This window comes from Mycobacterium numidiamassiliense, assembly GCF_900157365.1.
Lineage (GTDB): Bacteria > Actinomycetota > Actinomycetes > Mycobacteriales > Mycobacteriaceae > Mycobacterium > Mycobacterium numidiamassiliense.
Window position 1 is genome coordinate 383,607 of sequence record NZ_FUEZ01000004.1, and the last position, 21,706, is coordinate 405,312.

At 65.4% G+C, this 21,706-nt stretch carries 17 protein-coding genes and 1 pseudogene; 11 read left to right on the forward strand and 7 right to left on the reverse strand.

From position 1 onward, the window contains the following. Window positions 1-132 precede the first annotated feature (132 nt). A complete protein-coding gene (locus MNAB215_RS10225) occupies window positions 133-513 on the forward strand; it encodes a DUF1330 domain-containing protein (RefSeq protein WP_077078765.1) in 381 nt (126 codons plus the stop codon). A 12-nt stretch (window positions 514-525) separates the two neighbouring features. Here the strand turns inward: MNAB215_RS10225 and MNAB215_RS10230 are convergent, their stop codons facing one another. Then, entirely contained in the window at window positions 526-2,439 is a 1,914-nt protein-coding gene (locus MNAB215_RS10230) for an ABC transporter ATP-binding protein/permease (protein ID WP_077078766.1), read from the reverse strand. A 130-nt stretch (window positions 2,440-2,569) separates the two neighbouring features. On the opposite strand from MNAB215_RS10230, the gene MNAB215_RS10235 reads away from it, so the two are divergent. Genes MNAB215_RS10235 through MNAB215_RS10245 form a run of 3 tightly spaced genes read left to right on the forward strand, consistent with a single transcriptional unit; the run spans window position 2,570 to window position 5,714 of the window. Next, window positions 2,570-3,928, forward strand: coding sequence for a WS/DGAT/MGAT family O-acyltransferase (locus tag MNAB215_RS10235; protein WP_077078767.1), 1,359 nt, complete (start codon window positions 2,570-2,572; stop codon window positions 3,926-3,928). A gap of 6 nt (window positions 3,929-3,934) precedes the next feature. Beyond that, entirely contained in the window at window positions 3,935-4,420 is a 486-nt protein-coding gene (locus MNAB215_RS10240) for an NUDIX hydrolase (protein ID WP_077078768.1), read from the forward strand. Between the two features lie 37 nt (window positions 4,421-4,457). Beyond that, on the forward strand, window positions 4,458-5,714 hold the full coding sequence (locus MNAB215_RS10245) for a cytochrome P450 (protein WP_077078769.1): 1,257 nt from the start codon (window positions 4,458-4,460) through the stop codon (window positions 5,712-5,714). Window positions 5,715-5,721: 7 nt separating this feature from the next. Here the strand turns inward: MNAB215_RS10245 and MNAB215_RS10250 are convergent, their stop codons facing one another. Next, the gene (locus tag MNAB215_RS10250) at window positions 5,722-6,549 is read right to left on the reverse strand and encodes a mycofactocin-coupled SDR family oxidoreductase (RefSeq protein WP_077078770.1); all 828 of its coding nucleotides are present in this window, start codon (window positions 6,547-6,549) and stop codon (window positions 5,722-5,724) included. A gap of 80 nt (window positions 6,550-6,629) precedes the next feature. After that, window positions 6,630-7,706: an ATP-dependent DNA ligase gene (locus MNAB215_RS10255; protein WP_077078771.1), complete on the reverse strand. Its 1,077-nt coding sequence runs from the start codon at window positions 7,704-7,706 to the stop codon at window positions 6,630-6,632. A 24-nt stretch (window positions 7,707-7,730) separates the two neighbouring features. Here MNAB215_RS10255 and ligD point away from each other — a divergent pair, with 24 nt between their 5' ends. The 4 genes from ligD (at window position 7,731) to MNAB215_RS10275 (ending at window position 12,245) form a co-directional block, all read left to right on the forward strand. Continuing rightward, window positions 7,731-8,759: a non-homologous end-joining DNA ligase gene (ligD, locus tag MNAB215_RS10260; protein ID WP_077078772.1), complete on the forward strand. Its 1,029-nt coding sequence runs from the start codon at window positions 7,731-7,733 to the stop codon at window positions 8,757-8,759. Between the two features lie 524 nt (window positions 8,760-9,283). Continuing rightward, a complete protein-coding gene (locus MNAB215_RS10265) occupies window positions 9,284-9,646 on the forward strand; it encodes a hypothetical protein (protein WP_077078773.1) in 363 nt (120 codons plus the stop codon). A gap of 497 nt (window positions 9,647-10,143) precedes the next feature. Continuing rightward, complete coding sequence (locus MNAB215_RS10270) at window positions 10,144-11,127, forward strand: 2-hydroxyacid dehydrogenase (protein WP_077078774.1); 984 nt, start codon at window positions 10,144-10,146, stop codon at window positions 11,125-11,127. A 512-nt stretch (window positions 11,128-11,639) separates the two neighbouring features. Then, window positions 11,640-12,245: a hypothetical protein gene (locus tag MNAB215_RS10275; RefSeq protein ID WP_131829099.1), complete on the forward strand. Its 606-nt coding sequence runs from the start codon at window positions 11,640-11,642 to the stop codon at window positions 12,243-12,245. 452 nt (window positions 12,246-12,697) lie between these two features. Here MNAB215_RS10275 and MNAB215_RS10280 read toward each other — a convergent pair whose 3' ends face one another. The 3 genes from MNAB215_RS10280 to lysA all read right to left on the reverse strand — a co-directional run bounded on the left by MNAB215_RS10280 (window position 12,698) and on the right by lysA (window position 16,125). After that, window positions 12,698-13,741 carry a GGDEF domain-containing protein gene (locus MNAB215_RS10280; protein WP_077078776.1) on the reverse strand — a complete coding sequence of 348 codons (1,044 nt, stop codon included), beginning with the start codon at window positions 13,739-13,741 and terminating at the stop codon, window positions 12,698-12,700. A 141-nt stretch (window positions 13,742-13,882) separates the two neighbouring features. After that, window positions 13,883-14,719, reverse strand: coding sequence for a rhomboid-like protein (locus MNAB215_RS10285; RefSeq protein WP_131829100.1), 837 nt, complete (start codon window positions 14,717-14,719; stop codon window positions 13,883-13,885). A gap of 11 nt (window positions 14,720-14,730) precedes the next feature. After that, on the reverse strand, window positions 14,731-16,125 hold the full coding sequence (gene lysA, locus MNAB215_RS10290; RefSeq protein WP_077078778.1) for a diaminopimelate decarboxylase: 1,395 nt from the start codon (window positions 16,123-16,125) through the stop codon (window positions 14,731-14,733). 234 nt (window positions 16,126-16,359) lie between these two features. Here lysA and MNAB215_RS10295 point away from each other — a divergent pair, with 234 nt between their 5' ends. The 3 genes and pseudogenes from MNAB215_RS10295 (at window position 16,360) to MNAB215_RS10305 (ending at window position 21,116) form a co-directional block, all read left to right on the forward strand. Next, window positions 16,360-19,623 carry a helix-turn-helix transcriptional regulator gene (locus MNAB215_RS10295; RefSeq protein WP_077081907.1) on the forward strand — a complete coding sequence of 1,088 codons (3,264 nt, stop codon included), beginning with the start codon at window positions 16,360-16,362 and terminating at the stop codon, window positions 19,621-19,623. Window positions 19,624-19,732: 109 nt separating this feature from the next. Next, window positions 19,733-19,889, forward strand: a pseudogene (locus MNAB215_RS10300) (SDR family mycofactocin-dependent oxidoreductase); the annotation flags it as partial. A gap of 24 nt (window positions 19,890-19,913) precedes the next feature. Continuing rightward, the gene (locus MNAB215_RS10305) at window positions 19,914-21,116 is read left to right on the forward strand and encodes a cytochrome P450 (RefSeq protein ID WP_077078779.1); all 1,203 of its coding nucleotides are present in this window, start codon (window positions 19,914-19,916) and stop codon (window positions 21,114-21,116) included. 18 nt (window positions 21,117-21,134) lie between these two features. On the opposite strand, the gene MNAB215_RS10310 is transcribed toward MNAB215_RS10305, so the two are convergent. After that, window positions 21,135-21,698 carry a TetR/AcrR family transcriptional regulator gene (locus tag MNAB215_RS10310; RefSeq protein ID WP_077081908.1) on the reverse strand — a complete coding sequence of 188 codons (564 nt, stop codon included), beginning with the start codon at window positions 21,696-21,698 and terminating at the stop codon, window positions 21,135-21,137. Window positions 21,699-21,706 lie beyond the last annotated feature (8 nt).

Below are 21,706 nucleotides of genomic sequence, written 5' to 3' on the forward strand. Positions count from 1 at the left end.
GCGCCCGGGAGCCATCAGCATGTCGAGGGCTCGGTCGAAAGGCATGTGTTCTCAACCTGATTGCGAAAGACCCCTTGTAGCCCGCCTCTGATGACGCTATGCAGCCCTTGTGGCCAGGGCTATGGTCGACGCATGAGCAACCTGGAGCCCACCGGAACGCAGCTCGCGGCGTTGGCCGCGCGGCCGCCCGACACGCCGGTGGTGATGGTGAACCTGCTGAAGTTCAGGTCCCCAGGCGGTCTGGAGCGCTACATGCAGTACGGAGCCGGGGTCATCCCGTATCTGCAACGCGCCGGAGCCAGCATCGTCTACGCGGGCGAGGCGCCGGCCATGGTCGTCGGCGACGGCGAACGGCCCTGGTGGGACGCCATTATCCTTGTGCAGTATCCGACGCCCCAGGCGTTCATCGACATGGTGACGTCCGAGGGGTACGCGAAGGTGCACGACCATCGCACCGCCGCGTTGGAGCGGGGCGACTTGGTCGCAACGTCGCAATGGGTCGCGCTGCAGTGACCACCCGGCACATCACGGCGAGGCGACTTGCTTGGGAACGTCCCTGAGGTGCCAGGGCCCGTCGCCGAGCACGGCCAGCTCCCGGTGATGGTGTTGCTCGGTGGTAGAGCGGTGGCTGACGCTGATCACGATGCAGTCCGGCACCTCGGTTCGTAAAAGGTTGTACAACAAGAACTCCAGCGCTTCGTCGACGGCGGACGTGGCTTCGTCCAGAAACGCCGCTTTGGGCTTCAGTGCGATCAGGCGGGCGAACGCGATGCGCTGTTGTTCGCCGGGCGAGAGCACCTTCGCCCAGTCCTGGACTTCGTCGAGCCGGGTGATCAGGTTGGGCAGCGCGGCCTTGCTCAGCGCGTCCCGCAGCGTGTCGTCGTCGACCGCACCCTCGACCGCCGGGTAGGACACGACCGTGCGCAGGTTACCCAGTGGGACATAGGGCAACTGCGACAGGAACATCACCTGGTTGTCACCGTCCGGGCGGCACATCCTGCCCGAGGCGTACGGCCACAGCTGAGCCAGAGTCCGAAGCAGCGCGGTCTTTCCACTGCCCGACCTCCCCGTGACGATCAGGGCGTCGCCGGGCACCAGCCGCAGATCGAGCGGCTCGATCAATTGCGCGCCAGTCGGTGTGCGGACCTCGACACCGGCGAGTTCGAGCGAGCCGTCATCGCTGGGAGCTGTTGACAGTTCTGGCAATTCGCGCGCCGCGGCGTTGGCATCCACCAAGCCGCTGAGCCGGATGATCGCCGCCCGGTAGCTGGCGAACCGGTCGTACGCATTGCGAAAAAACGATAGGTCGTTTTCGATGTGGCCGAAGGCGTTCGCCGACTGCATCACGCCACCGAGTTTGATGGCTCCGGCGAACAGTCGCGGCGCCTGCACGATGAACGGGATCGGGGTGATCACCTGAGTCACGCTCACGTTCCAGCCGAGGAAGCCGATGGTTCGCCACACGTAGCGGCGGTAATTGGCAATGGTTGCGCCGAACCGGTTCGTCAGCTCGACGCGTTCGGCTCGTTCGCCGCGGTAAAAGCCGACCGCTTCGGCCGCATCGCGCAGCCGCACCAGCGCGTACCGGAATGCGGCATTGCGCATTTCGTTGTTGAAGGCGAGCCAAGTCAGGGGATGGCCGATCCAGAATGCCACCGCCGTGGCAACCACGACGTGGACAAGCACCACCCAGAACAGGGCCTTGGGGATGGCGATGCCGATGACGTCCAGCGGGCCGGACAGCTGCCACAAAATCGCGCCGAAGGAGACGACCGAGACGACGGAGTGGACCGCGCCGAACAACAACGTGCTCGATGACCCGATCGACGGATGGTTGACCGACCCGCCCACTCCCGCGGTGAAGATGTCGATGTCCTGCTGGATGCGCTGGTCGGGGTTGTCGATCTTTTCGTCGGCGAACCGAACCCGGTAGTACGCACGGCCATCGAGCCAGTCTTCGGTCAGCCGATCGGTGAGCCAGATCCGCCAGCGGATGACGAACCGCTGGGTCAGGTACAGGTCCGCCATGTGCCGGACCACATGAATGGTTGCGATGATGCAGAACGTCCAGATGGCGGTCCAGAACCCATGAATCCCGGAGTCGCGCACCGCATTATTGCCGGCGCCGGCGCCCTGGAACGCGGCCTGCAGCGCGGAGAACAGGTCGTTGCTGTAGTAGCTCAGGACCACGTTGATCCGCACCGACATCATCACCGACAGCAGCAGTACACCGAACATGCCCCACACCGGGAGGCTGTCCCGGCCGGTGAAGTAATCACCGGTGACGCGCCAGAACTGACCGCCCCACCGGGTGAACCGGACGACCGTGACTCCAAAGATGAGCAAACCCACCGCGCCGATTGCCCAGGTCTCGAGGACCCACAGCGACGACGCCAGCAGCTCGTCGTGCCAGTCGATCGACGGCGTGAATTTCTCCATGCTGGGTTCCCTGCCTTGCGGTGTAGCAGCTGTTTTTCAGCGGGCATGCGCTGTGCGCGAAGGTACCGCCGAATCCTTAGGAATTCCGTCGAATCTTTCCGGATTGCGCCGAAATAGGTCTAATTGACCAATGGAACTGATGATGCCCACCGACGCGATGTTTCTGCTGGGCGAATCGCGTGAGCACCCCATGCACGTCGGTGGTCTGCAGTTGTACGAACCCCCGCCGGATGCCGGCCCTGGATTCGTCCGAGATTTCTATGACCAGCTGGTGGCGCAGCAGGATTTCCAGCCCACGTTCCTCAAGCGTCCGGCGACGCTGCTCGGCGCAATCGGCAACCTGGGCTGGGCTTATGACAAAGAGGTCGACATTGATTACCACGTCCGGCGATCGGCCTTACCGTCGCCGGGACGGGTCCGCGATCTGCTCGAGCTGACCTCGCTGCTGCACAGCGGCCTGCTCGATCGGCACCGCCCGCTGTGGGAGGCGCATGTGATCGAGGGCCTCAAAGATGGCCGCTTCGCGGTCTACACCAAGTTGCACCACTCGTTGATCGACGGCGTCTCGGCGCTCAAGCTGATGCAGCGTGCGATGTCGAACGACCCCGACGACCGCCAGATCCGCGCGCCGTGGACGCTGAGCAAGCCCGACCGCATGTCCGGCCCGTCGTCATCGCCGTTGCGCTCATTGATGCGGACCGTCGGATCTGTTGCGGCACTTGCTCCTTCGACGGTGTCGCTGGTTCGCGCGGCGCTGTTCGAACAGCAGTTGACGCTGCCCTTCGGAGCCCCGCGCACCATGCTGAACGTCAAGATCGGCGGAGCCCGCCGCTGCGCCGCGCAGTCCTGGTCGCTGGACCGCATCAAAAGCGTCAAGACGGCCGCGGGCGTGACGCTCAACGACGTTGTCCTGGCAATGTGTTCAGGAGCGTTGCGCTATTACCTGCTCGAGCAGGACGCGCTGCCTGACACACCGTTGCACGCGATGGTCCCGGTGAGCCTGCGCCGGGAAGACGAGGCCGACGCCGGCGGCAACCTGGTCGGCGCCATCCTGTGCAACCTGGCCACCGACACCGAGGACCCCGCCAAACGGTTGGAGACCGTCAGCGAATCGATGTACAAGAACAAGACGGTCTTCTCCCATCTGCCCCGACTCCAGGCGATGGCGCTCTCGGCGGTGAACATGAGTTCGCTGGCCCTTTCCACGGTGCCGGGTTGGGTGTCGTCGACGTCGCCGCCGTTCAATCTGGTCATCTCGAATGTGCCGGGACCCCGCGAGCAGATGTACTACGGGGGCGCCCGGCTCGATGGCAGCTATCCGCTGTCGGCGATTCTGGACGGCCAGGCACTGAACATCACCCTGGTCAGCAATGCCGACACCCTCGACTTCGGTCTGGTCGGGTGCCGGCGCAGCGTGCCGCACCTGCAGCGGCTGCTCGCGCATTTGGAGTCGTCGCTCAAGGATTTAGAGCGCGCTGTCGGGGTCTGACAATCGATGCCCAAGCTCAGCGCGGGTGTGCTGGTGTACCGGATCCGCGACGGCGTCGTCGACGTCCTCATCGCGCACCCCGGCGGCCCGTTTTGGGCCCGCAAGGACGTCGGCGTGTGGTCGATCCCGAAAGGCGAATACCTCGACGGCGACGACCCGTGGGCGGCAGCGCAGCGCGAATTCCGTGAGGAGCTCGGCCTGCCGGTGCCGCCCGGACCCCGCATCGACTTCGGCCCGCTGAAACAGCCGAGCGGCAAGGTGGTCACCGCCTTCGCCGTGGCGGGTGACCTCGACGTCAGCGAGGCGCGCAGCAACACCTTCGAACTGGAGTGGCCGAAAGGCTCGGGCAGGATGCGGGAGTTCCCCGAGGTCGATCGCGTCGGCTGGTTTCCGGTGGCCCAGGCACGCACCAAACTACTCAAGGGGCAGCGGCCTTTTCTCGACCGGTTGATGGCCGAGCCAGACCTGGCGGAATTCGGCGAGGGGTCGTGAGCCCGGGCGGGTCAATCGGCACAGGCAGAATGTCGGGATGACCACCGCCACCGAGCAAGCCGAATCTCAAGGTTTGCTGCTGCAGTTGCTGGATCCCGCCAACCGGGCCGACCCGTACCGGCTGGCCGCACAGTTTCGCGAGCATGGACCGCTGCGGTTGCCCGAGGCCCGACTCACCGTGTTCTCCAGCTACCGGGACTGTGACGACGTGTTGCGCCACCCGGCGTCGGCCAGCGACCGGTCGAAGTCGGCGCTCGCCCGGGCGGAGGTTGAATCGCAGACCCAGGCGCTGACCGAGGCCGGCGTGGTGCTACCCCCACCCGTCCCGCCGGGCTTCCTCTTCCTGGATCCCCCCGACCACACCCGGATACGCAAGCTGGTCAGCAAGGCGTTCGCGCCGCGGGTGGTCAATGCATTAGCGCCGGAAATCACCGCCCTGGTCGACGGATTGCTGGACCAGATCGCCGGGAAGGGCCGGTTTGACGTCGTCGAAGATTTCGCCTATCCACTGCCGGTGGCGGTCATCTGCCGACTGCTCGGTGTGCCGATCGAAGATGAGCCGCAGTTCAACCACGCGTCAGCGCTGCTGGCCCAGGCCCTGGACCCGTTCGTGGCCTTTACCGGTTCGCCCTCGGAGGGTATGGAAGCGCGCATGCAGGCCGGCACGGACCTGCGGGCCTACCTGCACGGACTGATCGAACGACGCCGTTCGCGGCCGGGCGACGACCTGATGTCGGCGCTGATCGCCGTCGAGGAGTCCGGCGATCAGCTGACCGAGGAGGAGATCGTCTCGACCTGCGTGCTGCTCCTGGTCGCCGGCCACGAGACCACCGTCAACCTGATCGGCAACGCCATCCTGGCGATGCTGCGCCAGCCGTCGCAGTGGGCGGCGTTGGGCGGGGATGCCGCCCGGGCCCCGGCCGTTATCGAGGAGACCCTGCGTTACGACCCGCCAGTGCAGCTGATCGCCCGATTCGCCGCCGACGACATGGCGGCGGGTGGAGTCGAGATCGCCGGCGGCGACGTGATAATCCTGCTGCTGGCCGCCGCCCATCGCGATGCGGCCGAGTTCGACCGGCCCGACGTCTTCGATCCAGATCGACAAGTATTGCGGCACTTGGGATTTGGTCGCGGTGCGCACTATTGCTTGGGTGCACCGCTGGCGCGGCTGGAAGCGGGTGCTGCTTTGTCGGCGCTGACCGCGCGCTTCCCGCGGGCGCGCCTCGACGGCGAGCCGCAGTACAAGGCGAACGTCACGTTGCGCGGGTTGTCCACCCTGACGGTGACGGTCTGAGGGCACGTCAAATCTTCAAATAGCCCTTGTCGGCCGGGATTTGGGCGGCGGTGATCAGCGACGACGCATCGCTGGCCAGCCATACCACGATGTCGGAGACCAGGTCGGGGGCGGCCAGCGACTCGGTCGGCAGTGCGCCCGGTGAGAAGCTGTAGATGTAGGTCGGATGGTCTTGGAAGGTTTGGTACATCGACAGGTCGTTGCCCATCGGGGTGTCGGTGCCGTACGGGTGCACGGAGTTGACCCGGATGCCGTATTCGCCGAGTTCCACCGCCAGCGAATTGGTGAGGCCGACGACGCCGAACTTGCTGGCGCAGTAGTGGCCGCAGCCCGGCACCGCTTTGATCCCGGCCGCCGAGCTGATGTTGATGATGGATCCACCGTTTCCGGCGGCGATCATATGCGGGACAACGGATTTGACGGTATTCCACACACCGGTCAAATTTGTGTCGAGGATTTCCTGCCACTGCTGCGCCGAAATCTCCCACAGCCGGCCCCAGTTCAGCACGCCGGCGTTGGCCACGACGATGTCCAGCCGGCCGAACTGTTCGATCGCATTCGACGCCACGCGCTGCTGGCCGGCCAAATCGCGTACGTCGACCTCCTCGGCGAGGATCTTGCGGCCCTCACCTTCGACCAGGTTGACGGTCTCGGCGAGGTCTTCGGGCAGGGCGGGGGGATAGCCGTTGTGTTCGGCGACCGGTGCGCACGCGTCGATCGCGACGATGTCGGCGCCGGCCCGGGCCAGGCGGATGCAATGCGAACGCCCTTGTCCGCGGGCGGCTCCGGTCACATAGGCGACTTTTCCGGCCAGGGGGGCGATGGGTTCGGTCATGCCGGTAGCTCCTCGTCGTGGTGCCTGCGAAAATCGTAGTCACTCAAGGCAGATCGACGGCCAAAACGCGGTGATCCATCTCAGCCGAGGCCCGGCACGATGTCGCCCAGGCTGAAAGTCAGCGGCTGCTCGAGTTGGTCGTAGGTGCACGACCGGGGATCGCGGTCGGGGCGCCACCGGTTGAACTGGGCGGTGTGGCGGAATCGTCGACCCTCCATGTGGTCGTAGCGGACCTCGACCACGCGCTCGGGCCGCAGCGGGGTGAACGAGAGGTCCTTGCCGGCGTTCCACCGGGAGAATTCGTTCTTGCGCGGGGTGCGCTCGCCGGACTCATGGGCGGCCCAGTTCCACGGATGGTCATCGAAGCCAGTCACCAACGGCTGCAGCTCGGTGAAGAGCCGGCGCCGCTCGGCCATGGGAAACGCGCCGATCACTCCGACTGAGGCGAGCTGACCGTCGTCCTGGTACAGCCCGAGCAGCAGCGACCCGATGGCGTCGCCGCCGGACTTATGCACCCGATAGCCGGCGACGACGCAGTCGGCCGTGCGCTCGTGCTTGATCTTGAACATGACCCGCTTGTCCGGCTGGTAGGTGATCGTCAGCGGCTTGGCGATGAGGCCGTCGAGCCCGGCTCCCTCGAACTCCTCGAACCACAGCCGCGCGGTCTCGGCATCGGTGGTCGCCGGTGTGACATGGATGGACCTGCCGGGCTTAGGCCCGGAATTGGACAAGGCGTCGACGAGGGCGGCGCGGCGCTCGGTGAACGGTCGCCGGGTGTAGTCGTCGTCGCCCAGGGCCAGCAGGTCGAATGCGATGAACGACGCCGGCGTCTTCTCGGCGAGCATCCGCACCCGAGAGTCGGCCGGATGGATGCGCTGCTGCAGCGCCTCGAAGTCCAGCCCGTGGTCGGTGGCGATGACGATCTCGCCGTCGATCACGCAGCGCTGCGGCAGCTCGGCCTGCACCGCCGCAACCAGCTCGGGGAAGTAGCGGGTCATCGGGCGCTCGTTGCGGCTGCCCAGCTCGACCTGATCACCGTCCCGGAAACAGATCGACCGGAACCCGTCCCATTTGGGTTCGTATGACGCATCCGGGGGGATCATCTTGACCGACTTGGCCAACATCGGCGAGATCGGCGGCATGACGGGTAGCTCCATAGCCTGATTGTGCTGCAATTTGGTATGGCTGCTGCAGCGGAAGAGCTCGACGTCGACGGCGTCGCCGTCAGGGTCACCAATCGCGACAAAGCGTATTTCCCTGAGCTGGGGTCGAACGGAACCAAAGGCCGGCTCGTCGAGTACTACCTGGCCGTGGCGGGCGGCCCGATGTTGGACGCCCTGCGCGATCGGCCCACCCATCTCCAACGCTTCCCGGACGGCATCGACGGCGAGGAGATCTACCAGAAGCGGGTGCCCCAGCATCACCCCGACTATCTGGAGACCTGCCGGGTCACCTTCCCGTCGGGCCGCACCGCCGACGCGCTGAAAGTCACCCACCCCGCGGCGATCGTGTGGGCGGCGCAGATGGGCACGATCACGCTGCACCCGTGGCAGGTGCGCTGCCCCGACACCGAGCATCCCGACGAGCTGCGCATCGATCTGGACCCGCAGCCCGGCGTCGGCTTCGACGAGGCGCGTACGGTCGCCGTCGACGTGCTGCGCCCATTGCTCGACGAACTTGATCTGGTCGGCTACCCGAAGACCTCCGGGGGCCGCGGCATCCACGTGTTCCTGCGCATCGCGACCGACTGGGACTTCATCCAGGTGCGGCGGGCCGGCATCGCGCTGGCCCGCGAGGTGGAGCGCCGCGCGCCGGACGCCGTGACCACGTCGTGGTGGAAAGAGGAACGGGGGCAACGCATTTTCATCGATTTCAACCAGAACGCGCGCGACCGCACCATGGCGTCGCCGTATTCGGTGCGGCGCACCCCGATCGCGACGGTGTCGATGCCACTGACGTGGGATGAGCTGGCCGGGGCCGAGCCCGACGACTACACCATGGCCACGGTGCCCGATATGGTGGCGCGCCGCGACGATCCGTGGGCCGCCATGGACGACGTGGCGCAGTCGATCGCGACGCTGCTGGAGATGGTCGCGGCCGACGAGGAACGCGGCCTCGGCGATATGCCGTATCCGCCGAACTATCCCAAGATGCCGGGCGAACCCAAGCGGGTGCAGCCGAGCCGCGATACGGACCGACCTAACCAGTAAGAATGAGTCCAAGTGACGACCCCCACCCCCATTTTCTTAAGCCCTGGGGTGTCATAGCGGCCAGTCGCCTTTTTCTCCTGCAGCGGAAAAATCGCTGAGCAGGGGTTTCAGGGAGGGAGCCGAACTCACTTTCAAATCCAGACCGGTTGGGATTACCTGTCCCGAATGGGACACAAGCGTCTCGCGGACAGCTGTCCGGGGCGCCAGTACTTGCGTATAGTTTTCTGGGCGGGTGCCTGTCCCGCAGTCGTGTGCGTGTGAGTCAGAAGACTACGATCGCTCGACTCGAAAGGACGGCGCGGGTGTCCCGACAACGAGACCGCCGGATTGCATTGGCCGCGATAAGCACGGCGATTCTCACCGCTGCGGCCGTCTCCGCATGTAGCACCGGTGGCACGAGTTCTCCGCCTGCGCAGGCGTCGCCGACCGCCACCACAGGTACAACTACTGCTGCTGTTGCGACGAGCAACGCTGCCTCACCGATGTCGACCGGATCTGTAACTACGGAGCCCGGCGGCGCGCCGATGGGCACCGGGACAGTCGACCTGCAGTCCCGTGCCGGCGCAGGACTGAGCGAAGCCGGCACCGACCTGTTCCGACTCGCCCCCGACAGATCGGCCACAAACCCAGGCCAGTTGAGCTTCAACTGGTCCTACAACGACGGAAACCAGCCGGTCACGTCTAGCAACTGCAAGGTCATCGCCGAAGTCACCGGGCAAAATGGCTTCGACCAACAGCAACACAGCACCGACTGCACCGGTAGTCCCATATCGCCGTTCCCAATCGCAGCGGCAGGACAGTACTCCATCTCCGTGCAGCTGACCACGAGCGGCGGCAGCCTTATGGCAGCGACGAAAACAGTCACCGTCACCGCCGCAGGTTCGTAACGCCTCCCGGACCCCCTCGAAATAGTGGGGTGGTGGGTTGCGTCGCGGCTCAACGGTTTTCGGATGGTAACCGATCGTGAATGGTGTTGTGCCGCAAGTGGTCTGCGACCTCCCTCGCTTAATTGTGTTGCGGGATCAGATGGACGGTCCGGTGCTCGAATACACCGGCAATGCACCCGGACACAGTGACGGCGGTCGGCGTGAGGATCAAAGCGACGATGACCCTAGTCTTGATGTTCGACATGATTCTTGCTCCCTATCTCGTGGACACTTCGTTCTCCGGCTGCAACGTCATCGGGCGCCGTAAATGCAGGCCAGGGAGCACGCACCACAACTGGACGTGGTGCGCACACTAATGACTGCCTTGACATTCAAGGTGGGAACTTTGAGAGAGAAAATGGCTCGATAAACGTCGCGTCGCGTCCGGACGGCTGCCGGGGGCGCCGTTGTCACACTGGATAATTCGTCCACATATCACTGGCCGATAGACTTTGCCGATGACCGCTTCGGCCCCAGGCAAGCAGGTTCTCGCCGTCATTCCGGCTGAGGCCGGGGGACGTGCCGTGGGCGCGCAGCTCGCCAGTCTGTTCGGCACCGGATTCGTGGTTACCGTCGTAGAGACCACGGACGAGGACCTGCTGGCTCTAGGCCGGGCCCACGTCGTCTTGACCGGCCTCGGGCGCGTTACAGCTGAACACATCGCCGTGGCTCCCGATTTGGAACTCATTCAATGCGCCAGCCACGGATTCGATTACGTGGACCTCGCAGCCGCCCGCAGCCGCAGGATCATCGTGTGCAACATCGGGTCGAGCGACGCCGAGGTACAGGATGTCGCCGAGCAGACCTTCGCGCTGATGCTGGCCCTTGCCAAACAGCTGATTCCCGCACATATCGCCCTGACGGAGGCCGACTGGGCGCTGCCCAGGCTGCAGCACTCCATCACTGAACTGCACGGCAAAACCCTAGGAGTCATCGGGCTCGGCCACATCGGACAGGAAGTCGCGCGGCGTGGGGCCGCCTTTGACATGGACATCGTGTACAACGACCCGCTGGATACCTTGACAGAGGTTGCTGACCGGCTACGTGCCCGCCGTGTCGAGCTCGACGAGTTGTTGCGCATCAGCGACTACATCATCGTGCTTGCACCGCTCACCGAAGCGACGCGGCACCTGATCGACGCCGGGCGCCTAGCGCTCGTCAAGCCCACTGCATTCATCATCAATACGGCTAGGGGCGCGATCATCGATCAGGACGCCCTCGCTGACGCGCTCGAAGCCGGCCGGATCGCCGGGGCCGGCGTCGATGTCTTCGATCCCGAACCGCCGACGGCCGCGTTACGGCTCCTGCGCGCGCCGAACGTCGCGCTCTCCCCACATGTTGGCGGTGTTACACGCGAGACCTTGATACGCATCGCACTGGCCGCCGCGTCGAACGTCCGTCGATTCTTGGAGGGCGAACCTCTCACCGACGTGGTTTCCTAGCCACGGTCATCACGATTTGTGGTTGCCCCGCTGACGTCACGGGCTGGCGGATAGTTCCCGCACACGCCGCGTTGGTCGCCGGCAAGCACCGCCGGTTACTGCGGCTGTTAGTCCACCTGCTGCACGAACAAGCGCCCTAACCGTTGACGGTGCGGTCCAACCGGGTGCCGCGGGCATTCGAGGATCGTTGGGGGCGACTTCCGAAAAACGTCGTGGCGCAATTTCTTTGCGAGCAGTGAACATGTTGCGGGACGACTTAATTCGTGTTGCACGATACGTGAATCACGTTGATTTCCGAAGTATTTACGCGTCAAATGCGCTTAGGGTCTGACGGTTTTGCGCCCGAAATCGCGTGGCACCCGCAAACCCTTGGCCTCGTAAATTGGCAAGCGCTTGGATGCTCATCAGATCGGGAGTAGATTCAAGGGGCTGGGAGATTCAGCTGGTCCGGGAATGAGTTCCGCTGTCCGCCGCAGAAGTCAAGGAGCACTGCTCCGCACCCGATATGCACGGTGATCGTCTGCGCACGGGAGATCACGATGGCCCCATCCATTAGTTTTGCTGAGCACCGAATCGACCAGACCGCCTGGCACCCCGTGGCGCTCAACGACACCGAAACAAGCTGGCGGGATTTCGTTGAGGAGCTGACCCCTGATCAGATCGGTCGGCTCGAAGAGATAGCTAGTGAGATGGGCGAACGACCGACGGGGGTCATGCTGGGGTTGGCGCGTTGGTTCGCCGCCAAGACCGCACTGGACGCCACGATTGGCGACGTGTTAGCGCCCACGGGTGTCACCTTCATTGATTCCTGGCACGAGGGCGCTACGCAGCCCTACCGAATGCTCCTGAGCGCAGAACGCGGCGTTGAAAGCCAGGTGTGGACGTCAGCGGTGCAGTTCGCCGACGGGAGCATCGACCTAGCTGGCTCGATCGAGCCGCCGCTCATCCATGTGGGAGTAGGCAAGGACGGCATGACAGCCGCGCAGGTCCGTGACTTGATTGCCGCGCTAGCCGGGGCTCTTGACCACCTCGACGGGCGGACACGATGGACCCCTGTTTCGGCATCGACGTCAACGATGACCCGTCGCTATTCCCAGGTTGTCAGGCGGGACCGTTAACCTCCGAAGGAGAGTCCCCGAGAGTGTCCACCAGGCCGAAGTGATGCAGTGCGCTTCCCGGAAGTGCGCACCAGCCTGAAAGGCGCTGCGCGAGAGCCGTGTACGCGAGAGCCCGGCTTATGCCGCCGTGTTGGCCGGCGCGGTTGCCGTCGTCGCGCATCCAGTCGCCGCGACAGCGGTGAAAGCGAGAACTACGGCGATGGCGATCTTGCTGGTCAAACGAGTCATGACTGGCCCCTTTTCTGTCTGGCCCCCGTGGGCCGTCGTAAGAGCATTGTCGGCGCCGTGGGGGCCGAAAACTGTTCTTGCGCTGGATGTTCGCGCACCGTTCATCGAAGAGTAGACACCCTCGTATGGATCGCCTCGACGCGATGTCAGCCAGTCCGACTTCGCCGTCACCATTTCGGCTGTTCGAGCCCACTTCGGCCGCCCTGAGGCGTCGTCCGGCGAACCTAAACCGCGCGACCCAGGTCGGGGTCTCGGGTGCCGGCCGGTCGAAATTGCTTGGCGGCATAGAGATCCGCGTCGGCGGCCGCATACAGCGTCGAGATCTCGGCGTCCTCGCCACTGCGGGACGCGATGCCGACGCTGGTGCCGGGCGTGTGCAGCCGCACGTCGGCGACGAACTGTTGCGCCGTGGTCGGTGTGTGGTCCGTGCGGTCCGCGATGCAGACGGCGAACTCGTCGCCACCGAGCCTGGCCAGAATGGCGTTGGCGGGAGCCATGTTTCGCCAGGAATCTGCGCGGCTGATCAGATACTGATCACCGGCGGGATGCCCCCGGGTGTCGTTGATCCGCTTGAAGTGGTCGATGTCGAGGGCGAGCACGGTGATGGTGAACTGGGTCGAGCGAGACCGGGTCAGCAGGTTGGCGGTCGCGATCTCCCAGCCGGCGCGGTTGAGTAGACCGGTGAGTGGATCGGTGCAAGCCGCACCGACCAGCGCACGCATCACCAACCCGAACGACTCGGCGGCTCCGACGATCGCGATCGCAAAGATGAGGTAGTCGATGTACAACTTGTGGAATGGCGCGACCGCGAGGGCGACAACACACGCCGTGGCGAGCACGATGATCAAGATCACGCCTTGGCGCGGCGGGTAGAACGCCCGCAGGTACATCGCCAGGAACATCGGCGCGATCAGGCAGGCGAACTCGGCGCTGATCGCGATATGGCAGGCCATCACGATGGGTGTGGCCGCCATCGCCGCGGCCGTAGCCGGCGCTGGGCTGTGGGGCCGGGCGGCCAACCAGGCCAGCGCCGCCAAGCCGAGGCTGATCGCGACGATGCCACCGATGTGATTGGCCCCTGCGGGGTGGAGAAGCAGCGCGCTGAACGTCACACCGTAGACGAAAAGGAATGTGGTGGCTCCGAGGTAAATCCGGAGCAGCCGAGTTTGCTGGCCGCCGTAATATCCACTTCCGGCGTCGGCGCGTAGCCGTAATCGGGATCGGCGAATGGCCCGACGGCCGAAGGGGCCCGCGGAGTAAACAGCCATCCGTCAACTTTCCCGTTATTCGCGCCCCCGCAGTGAATTCTGACATTGCTTGTTCGGAAGCGCGCGTCCGGGGATTAAGCGGGATGGCACTCTGCGGCTTTCCCTAGCTACGACCGAACCACGAGCAATAGCTAGGAGAACTCACGCACGACTGGGGGCATCAAGAAATTCCGGTTGCTGCAGTCGCATTCGTCCCTTGACGGTGGTCGAACGGACTTCCCGATTGGCGAACAGCCCGAGCACTATGCCGGTCAGTCCACCGATCAATGCCATCGCCGATGGCCCGGACACCACGAAATACGCGAACGTGACGCCGCCGATCAACAACCCCACATGCAGGGGAGTCCAGCTGACTATCGCGCGCAGCCGGTAGGACAAACCGATGCCCAGTAGCAACGCCAACACGTGGCCAATCGCGGTGAAGTCCGCGCTCGAAGCCACTGTCACTGCGGTGCCAAGCCACCATCCGATCCAGGCCGTCCGCCAGCGCGACGGTATCGATGCCGTCAGCGCGCCCAGAACAGACACCGCGCCGTAACTGACCCCCACGTCGGTGGCGTGCGCGATGGAAATGGGCAGCCATCCCGCCAACACCGCGAATGTCAGCCATACCGCGACCAGCAACGTGGCGCCGATATGACCGATCGCGAAAGCGATGAGCAAACCCCTACCGCGCCAGATTAATTCACCGAGAGCAAGCAAGCAGACCAGCCCCGGTAGCCAGGCGACGATGTCACCTCCGTCGCTGACGAACGCGCTACCAATCAGCGTGCTGAAGTGACCGTGGGACAGGTTGTGCAAGTTGGTACTCATCTGGCTCACGACGGCATCGCGTTTCTGCGAACCAAGCTGTGTCAGAGCGACTTCGAACGAGACCAACACCACAGCGTATAGCGCCGTGATGCGCAACGACCCCAACCACGGAACCACTCTTGCCCAACGCTTTTCGACGCTCAGCACGGTGTTGTCAACAGCCATGTCGGACACGGTTATTCCCCACCTAGTCTGCCGCTCACCACCGCCGCGGTGCCGCGTTGGCCGGCCCAGCCGCAGTCGCGGGCCAGCAGGTCGGCGATGGTTTCGCGGCGCACCAATGCGCGGGATCGTCCGTCGGCAACGGAGATCAGCGGTGGGCGGCCGATCAGGTTCGAGCTCGATGACATGGAGTGGTGGTAGGCACCGGTGCAGGCCACCGCCAGTAGGTCCCCGGGGCGGATGTCAGCCGGCAACTCGATGTCACGGGCGATCTCGTCGCCGGGATCGCAATGCCGCCCGACGACCGTGACGGGCGCGCTCACGCATCGTGCGTGCCGATTGGCCAGGGACACTGTGTATTTCGAACCGCAGCGGGCCGCCCGAGGGTTGTCGCTGACGCCGCCGTCCACCGCCACGAAGGTGCGACCGCCCGGCTGTTGCTTGACGGCGATCACCCGATACAGGGTGATGCCCGCACGCGCGGCAATCGCGCGGCCGGGCTCGATCACGATCTGTGGGCGCGGATAACTGTATTCCGCACACGCGCACGCCAGGGCCGCGTCGATGGCCACCCAGAACGCACCCGGGTCGAATTCCGGGTCGCCGGCGACATACGGGACCGCGTATCCGCCGCCGAGGTTAAGTTCGGACAGCACGACCTGATGCCTGTCGCGAACCTCGGCCATCAAGCCGATCATCTGCCGGATCGCCTCGCCGTAGAGGCCGGTCTCGGCGAGCTGCGAGCCGAGTTGGCAGTGCAGCCCCACCAGGTCCAGCCACGGCTGGTCCAGGACACGCTTCACCGCGCCGGCCGCCTGGCCATCCGCCACGGCGAAGCCGAACTTCTGATCGCACTCCCCGGCGCAGACTGCGTGATGCCCGTCGATGTCGATGTCGGGAATCACCCGGACCAGCACCCGCTGGCGTCGGCCCACCCGAGTGGCGAGCAGCGCGATCTCGCTCGGTGAGTCGACCACAATGCGCCCCACCCCGGCCGCCACCGCGTCGTGCAGTTCATTCGCGGTTTTCGCGTCGCCGCTCAGGACGATGCGTTCCGGTGGGACTTCGCCGGCCAGCGCGATGGCAAGTTCGCCGCCCGAGCAGACCTCGACGCCGGCGCCTTCGGCGGCGGCCCACTCGGCCACCGCCGTGCTCAACAGCGCTTTACCGGCGTAGACCAGCTCTACTCCGGGCAGGGCGGCCCGATAGGACCGGATCCGGGCCCGAAAGTCATCTTCGTCTATCACATAGCTGGGTGTGCCGAACTCGGCGGCGACCTCGGTGAGGGCCACACCGCCGACGCGCAGCTGGCCGAACTCGTCGATATCGGTGCCCAGCGGCCAAATCGCCGGGTCCAGGCGCGCGATCGAACCCTGCCGCACTGAAGGCAGCACCTCGAACAGCGTCATGCTTCCAAGATGCGGGCCGAATCGGCAGAGCGCCTCGTTCTTAACGAAGCTTTCACACGCAGGTGATGAATCTTCACGGATCAAGTACGGCAGACCATGAATCTGCGCCTTGATGGGCCGCAATCTCCGCGTTTGCGCTGATGTTTTGGTGACCTGGCGCACAGCAAGCTGGCTACTATGAGCGAGATTGATCCACGTGCGGACGCGTCGCTTGTCGACTGGAGCGAACTTGGCGTGAGCGGGCTTTTGCCGACCGGCACGGTCACTTTGCTGCTGGCTGATGTCGAGGGCTCGACGCGGCTGTGGGAAACCCAGCCCGCGGAGATGACCGCGGCCATCGCCCGCCTGAATCAGACGGTGTCGGACATCCTCGCCGCGCACGACGGTGTGCGGCCGGTCGAACAGGGTGAGGGCGATAGCTTCGTGGCGGCGTTCGCCCGCACCTCCGACGCGGTCGCGGCTGCATTGGAGTTGCAGCGTGCGCCCCTGGCCCCGATCCGGCTGCGCATCGGGATCCACAGCGGCGAGATTCAGCTACGCGACGAAGGCAACTACATCGGTCCGACGATTAACCGGACCGCACGGCTGCGCGATCTGGGCCACGGCGGCCAGACCCTGCTGTCGGGTGCCGCCGAGCAGTTGGTCATCGACCGGCTTCCGGCCGACGCGTGGATGACGGATCTGGGTAGTCATCCGCTTCGTGATCTGCCCCGCCCCGAGCACGTGGTCCAGTTGTGCCATCCCGATCTTGTCAACGAGTTCCCACCGTTGCGCATAGCTAAAGTGGTTGTCTCCCAACGTATTCCCGTGCAACTGTCGAGCTTCGTGGGCCGGAGCGCCGACCTGACCCAGGTGGGGGAGTTGCTGGCCGGCAACCGGCTGGTGACTTTGACTGGAGCCGGCGGGGTGGGCAAAACGCGGCTGGCGACCCAGGTCGCGGGTCAACTGGCCGGCGAGTTCGCTGACGGGGCTTGGTATGTGGATCTGGCGCCGATCACCGATCCCGCTGTTGTCCCGACGGCGGTGGCCCGCGCATTCGGGTTGCCCGACCAGCCGGGTCGCTCGACGACGGACACGATCGCCCGTTTTGTCGCCGATCGCCAGATGCTGGTGGTGCTGGATAACTGCGAGCATCTGCTGGACGCAAGCACCGAGCTGGTCGTCGCTCTCCTGGGTGCCGGTCCGGGGCTGACCTTGCTCGCCACCAGCCGTGAGGCGATCGGAGTGGCCGGTGAGGTGGGCTGGCGGGTGCCGTCGCTGTCGCTGGCCGATGACGCCATCGAGTTGTTCGCCGACCGGGCACGCCATGCCCGGCCCGATTTCGCCGTCGGCGACGACAACGTCGCGACGATCACGGAGATCTGTCGGCGCCTCGACGGGGTGCCGCTGGCCATCGAGCTGGCGGCGGCACGGGTGCGGGCTTTGTCGCTGGGCGAGATCCTCGACAGCCTGCATGACCGGTTCCGGCTGCTGACCGGCGGTGCGCGTACTGCGGTTCGCCGCCAGCAGACGTTGCGCGCCTCGGTGGACTGGTCACACGCCCTGTTGACCGAACCCGAACGGGTGTTGTTTCGCCGACTGGCGTCATTTCTGGGTGGTTTCGACCTCGAGGCCGCCCAAGCGGTCGCCGGCGGCGGTGATGTGGAGCGCTACCAGGTGCTCGACCAGCTCACCCTGCTCGTCGACAAGTCATTGGTGGTCGCCGAGGACAGCCGGGGTCGAACTCGGTATCGCCTGTTGGAGACGGTGCGCCAATACGCCCTGGAAAAGCTCGGCGAATCCGGCGACGCCGACGCCGTGCGGTCACGCCACCGCGACCATTACACGGCGCTGGCCGCCGCGGTCGATGCGCCGGCAGGCAGTGACTACGAGCAGCGTCTCGAGCGGGCCGAGATCGACATCGACAATCTGCGGGCCGCGTTTGGGTGGAGTTGCGAGAACTCGGACATCGAACTGGCACTGGCGCTGGCGTCGTCTCTGCTGCCGCTTTGGTTAGCGCGAGGACGCATCCTGGAAGGGCTGACGTGGTTCGACACTGTTCTCACCGACGAGGTCGCGCAAGACCCCGAAGTGGCGGCCGCGGTACGTGCCAGGTCGCTGGCTGACATAGCGGTGCTTGACACGATCTCTGCCACCGCCGACGGCCTGAATCGGGCACAGCAAGCCCTGGTGCTCGCGCGCGACATCGACGATGCTGCGGCGCTCGCCAGGGCACTCACCGCCTGCGGACTGGCGGCCGCCTACAACGCCGAGCTGGCAGAGGAGTTCTTCGCCGAGGCGGCCGAACTCGCCCGGGAGTTGGACGATAGGTGGCGGCTCAGCCAGATCTTGACCTGGCAGGCAAGCGCGGCGATCGCCACCGGTAACCCGGTCGCGGTCGCGACCGCGGAAGAAGGACGCGACCTCGCCAACGCGATTGGCGACGGGGCCAACTCGCGCCACTGCCGTGTGTGCCTCGGAGTGGCGCAACTCTGGCAGGGCGACCTGGCCGCAGCGGTTGCACAATTCGCCGCGGTGGCCACCGAGGCTGAGGCCGCTCACGATGGGATCCATGCGGTGGTGAGCCGCGCGCATCAGGGCACCGCCCTGGCCTTAACGGGTGAGACGGACGCGGCCCGAGCCGCGGCCGACGCCAGCCTCGAGTCCGCAGCTGAATTTGGCGCGCTCGCCGTGAGCATTGGGTACTTCGCGTTGGCAAGCGCGGCCCTGGCCGCCGGCGACGTCGGGACGGCGCGCGACGCGACCGCGGCGGCCTGGGAGCACGGGAGTGTTCTTCCCGGATATGCGGCGCACCTGCGCCCCGCCATCGCGCAGGCCGCGCTGGCGAGCGGGGATCTGATCGCGGCTCGGCGCTGGGCCGACGAAGCGGTCGCGACGGCGCCGGGCCGGGTGATGACGTCGGCGCTGGCCACCCGTGCGCGGGTGGCGGCCGCACAGGGTGAGTCAGAGCAGGCCGAGCGCGACGCTCACGACGCGCTCGCGATTGCCGTCAGCTTGTCCGCGTACGTGTACGTTCCCGACAACCTGGAGTGCCTCGGCGCTCTAGCCGACGAGGCGGGCGGTCAGCGCGAGGCGGCCCGGCTGTTCGGTGCGGCATACGCCATCCGGGAACGTATCGGCGCAGTGCGGTTCAAGGTGTGGGACGCCGCCTACGAAGCCTCGGTAGCGGCATTGCGAGAGGCGCTGGGCGACAAGGAGTTTAACTCCGCATGGGCAGAGGGCGCCGGCCTGTCGACCGAGGAGGCGATTGCCTATGCGCAGCGCGGCCGCGGCCAACGCAAACGTCCGGCCAGCGGCTGGGGTTCACTCACGCCAACCGAGCTGGACGTAGTTCGGCTGGTCAGCGAAGGACTCGGCAACAACGACATCGCCACAAGGCTTTTCGTCTCACCACGTACCGTGCAGTCGCATCTCACGCACGTCTACACCAAGCTGGGACTGAGCTCTCGCGTCCAGCTCGCCCAGCAAGCGGCCGGCCGCGACGGCCACCCTGATTGATGCCGCACTCGCGACCTAGTCAGGGCCTTGACGCGCTCATCTCGATGCTGCTAAACATGGCCTGCGCCACAAAATTGGGCGATCGCCCAATAGCCGGCGGGAGGTGGCAATGGGCCGGATGGATGGCAAGGTCGCATTCGTCACCGGTGCGGCACGCGGACAGGGCAGAAGCCCCGGTCCGCCTGGCGCAGGAAGGCGCCGACATCATCGCCGTCGACATCTGCCGCAAATTCGAAGCGTCACCGGCCGACGGTGCGATGCCGGAAGCTGCCTGAAGTAAGGAAGCGCTGATGACTGTCGCCAACCAGACGGACGTCTACTACGACCCCTACGATGTCGGCATCAATGCCGACCCCTACCCCACCTACGCGCGGCTGCGCGAGGAGGCGCCCGTCTACTATAACGAGAAGTACGACTTCTGGGCGATATCACGGCATTCCGATGTCGAGAAGGCGCTGGCGAACTGGCAGGCTTTCTCCAGCCGCCGCAGCGACATCCTGGAATTGGTGAAGTCGAAATTCGAGATGCCCGGCGGCGTCATGATGTTCCAAGACCCACCCGAACACACGATGCTGCGCGGGCTGATGTCGCGCGTGTTCACGCCGCGCCGGATGGCCGCCATCGAGGACCAGATCCGCGCGTATTGTGTGCGGTGCCTGGATCCCCTTGTTGGGTCGGGCGGATTCGACATCATTGCCGAGCTGGCGTCGATGATGCCGATGCGGGTGATCGGGATGCTGCTGGGAATCCCGGAGTCAGAGCAGATTTCGGTGCGCGATGCCAACGACGCCAACCTGCGGACCAAGCCCGGCGCGCCGCTGAAGATCGCCAACGCCGACTCCATCGCCGACGGCCGGATTTACGCCGACTACGTCGAGTGGCGATCCAAGAACCCGTCCGACGACCTGATGACGACGCTGCTCAACGTGGAGTTCGACGATGAGAACGGGGTGCACCGCAAGCTGACCCGCAAGGAGGTGCTGCACTACACGCAGGTGGTGGCCGGTGCGGGCAACGAGACGACGGGCCGGCTGATCGGCTGGCTCGCCAAGGTGCTCGCCGAGCATCCCGATCAGCGCCGGGAAATCCATCAGGACCGGTCGCTGCTGATTCGCACCGTCGATGAGACCTTGCGGTTTGAGCCCACCGGCCCGCATGTGGCCCGTTGGATGGCAAGGGATTTCGAGTGCTACGGCACCACCGTCCCCGCCGGCAGCGCAATGCTGCTGCTGTTCGGCGCCGCCAATCGTGACCCGGCTCGGTACCAGGACCCGGACACCTTCAACATCCACCGCGACAACATCTCGCACATCACCTTCGGGAAGGGCGTGCACTACTGCCTGGGCGCCAACCTGGCCCGACTGGAGGGCAGCGTAGCGCTGGACGAGATCCTCAACCGCTGGCCGGAATGGGATATCGACTACGGCACGGCGGAATTGGCGCCGACGTCCACCGTCCGGGGCTGGGAAAAGCTGCGAATCATACTGCCCTGAAAGTGCTTTCGGTCAACCCTATGCGCCGCGGCCCCGGCGAGTCTTGGGTTCGGGCATCTCGAAGCGGTCCAGGAATCTGTTGACCAGTGCGACGGCCTCGGTGTGACCGCCGGAGGAGCCCAGCCCCTCCTCGAGGATCAGGGTCCGGCCGATCGCCGCGATGATGACGGCGAGGCCGGCAGGCGGGAATTCGCTTGCATCGAGGTCATGTTCGCGGACGATGAAGTTCAGCGCGGTGATCTGCATTTCGCGCCACCGCTCCGACCAGGCCGCGATCTCGGCCCGGATCTCCTTGCGGTGGTTGGCAAGCCCCATGAACTCCAGCAGCAACCTGGTGTCCTTCGGGGCGATGAGGGTATCCCAGAAGGAATGCAGTGGGCGGTCCGACGACAACGCCTTCTGCTGGCTCTCCAAGTATCCCGCCGCACCGCGGCGGAAGACGGCCAGATACAGGTCGTCCATCGTGGGGAAGTAGTAATGCACCAGCGCCGGCTTGACGCCGGCCTTGGCGGCGACGCGGCGCGAGGTGGCCGCGGCGTAGCCCTCCTCGAGCATGATCTGGCTGGTCGCGTCGACCAGCATGTCGCGCG

Bases quoted from the DNA above. Each gene is read 5' to 3' on its own strand.
- MNAB215_RS10225 (WP_077078765.1), top strand. From the start codon at position 133: ATGAGCAACCTGGAGCCCACCGGAACGCAGCTCGCGGCGTTGGCCGCG.
- MNAB215_RS10230 (WP_077078766.1), bottom strand. From the start codon at position 2,439: ATGGAGAAATTCACGCCGTCGATCGACTGGCACGACGAGCTGCTGGCG.
- MNAB215_RS10235 (WP_077078767.1), top strand. From the start codon at position 2,570: ATGGAACTGATGATGCCCACCGACGCGATGTTTCTGCTGGGCGAATCG.
- MNAB215_RS10240 (WP_077078768.1), top strand. From the start codon at position 3,935: ATGCCCAAGCTCAGCGCGGGTGTGCTGGTGTACCGGATCCGCGACGGC.
- MNAB215_RS10245 (WP_077078769.1), top strand. From the start codon at position 4,458: ATGACCACCGCCACCGAGCAAGCCGAATCTCAAGGTTTGCTGCTGCAG.
- MNAB215_RS10250 (WP_077078770.1), bottom strand. From the start codon at position 6,549: ATGACCGAACCCATCGCCCCCCTGGCCGGAAAAGTCGCCTATGTGACC.
- MNAB215_RS10255 (WP_077078771.1), bottom strand. From the start codon at position 7,706: ATGGAGCTACCCGTCATGCCGCCGATCTCGCCGATGTTGGCCAAGTCG.
- ligD (WP_077078772.1), top strand. From the start codon at position 7,731: ATGGCTGCTGCAGCGGAAGAGCTCGACGTCGACGGCGTCGCCGTCAGG.
- MNAB215_RS10265 (WP_077078773.1), top strand. From the start codon at position 9,284: ATGGGCACCGGGACAGTCGACCTGCAGTCCCGTGCCGGCGCAGGACTG.
- MNAB215_RS10270 (WP_077078774.1), top strand. From the start codon at position 10,144: ATGACCGCTTCGGCCCCAGGCAAGCAGGTTCTCGCCGTCATTCCGGCT.
- MNAB215_RS10280 (WP_077078776.1), bottom strand. From the start codon at position 13,741: ATGGCTGTTTACTCCGCGGGCCCCTTCGGCCGTCGGGCCATTCGCCGA.
- MNAB215_RS10285 (WP_131829100.1), bottom strand. From the start codon at position 14,719: ATGGCTGTTGACAACACCGTGCTGAGCGTCGAAAAGCGTTGGGCAAGA.
- lysA (WP_077078778.1), bottom strand. From the start codon at position 16,125: ATGACGCTGTTCGAGGTGCTGCCTTCAGTGCGGCAGGGTTCGATCGCG.
- MNAB215_RS10305 (WP_077078779.1), top strand. From the start codon at position 19,914: ATGACTGTCGCCAACCAGACGGACGTCTACTACGACCCCTACGATGTC.
- MNAB215_RS10310 (WP_077081908.1), bottom strand. From the start codon at position 21,698: ATGCTGGTCGACGCGACCAGCCAGATCATGCTCGAGGAGGGCTACGCC.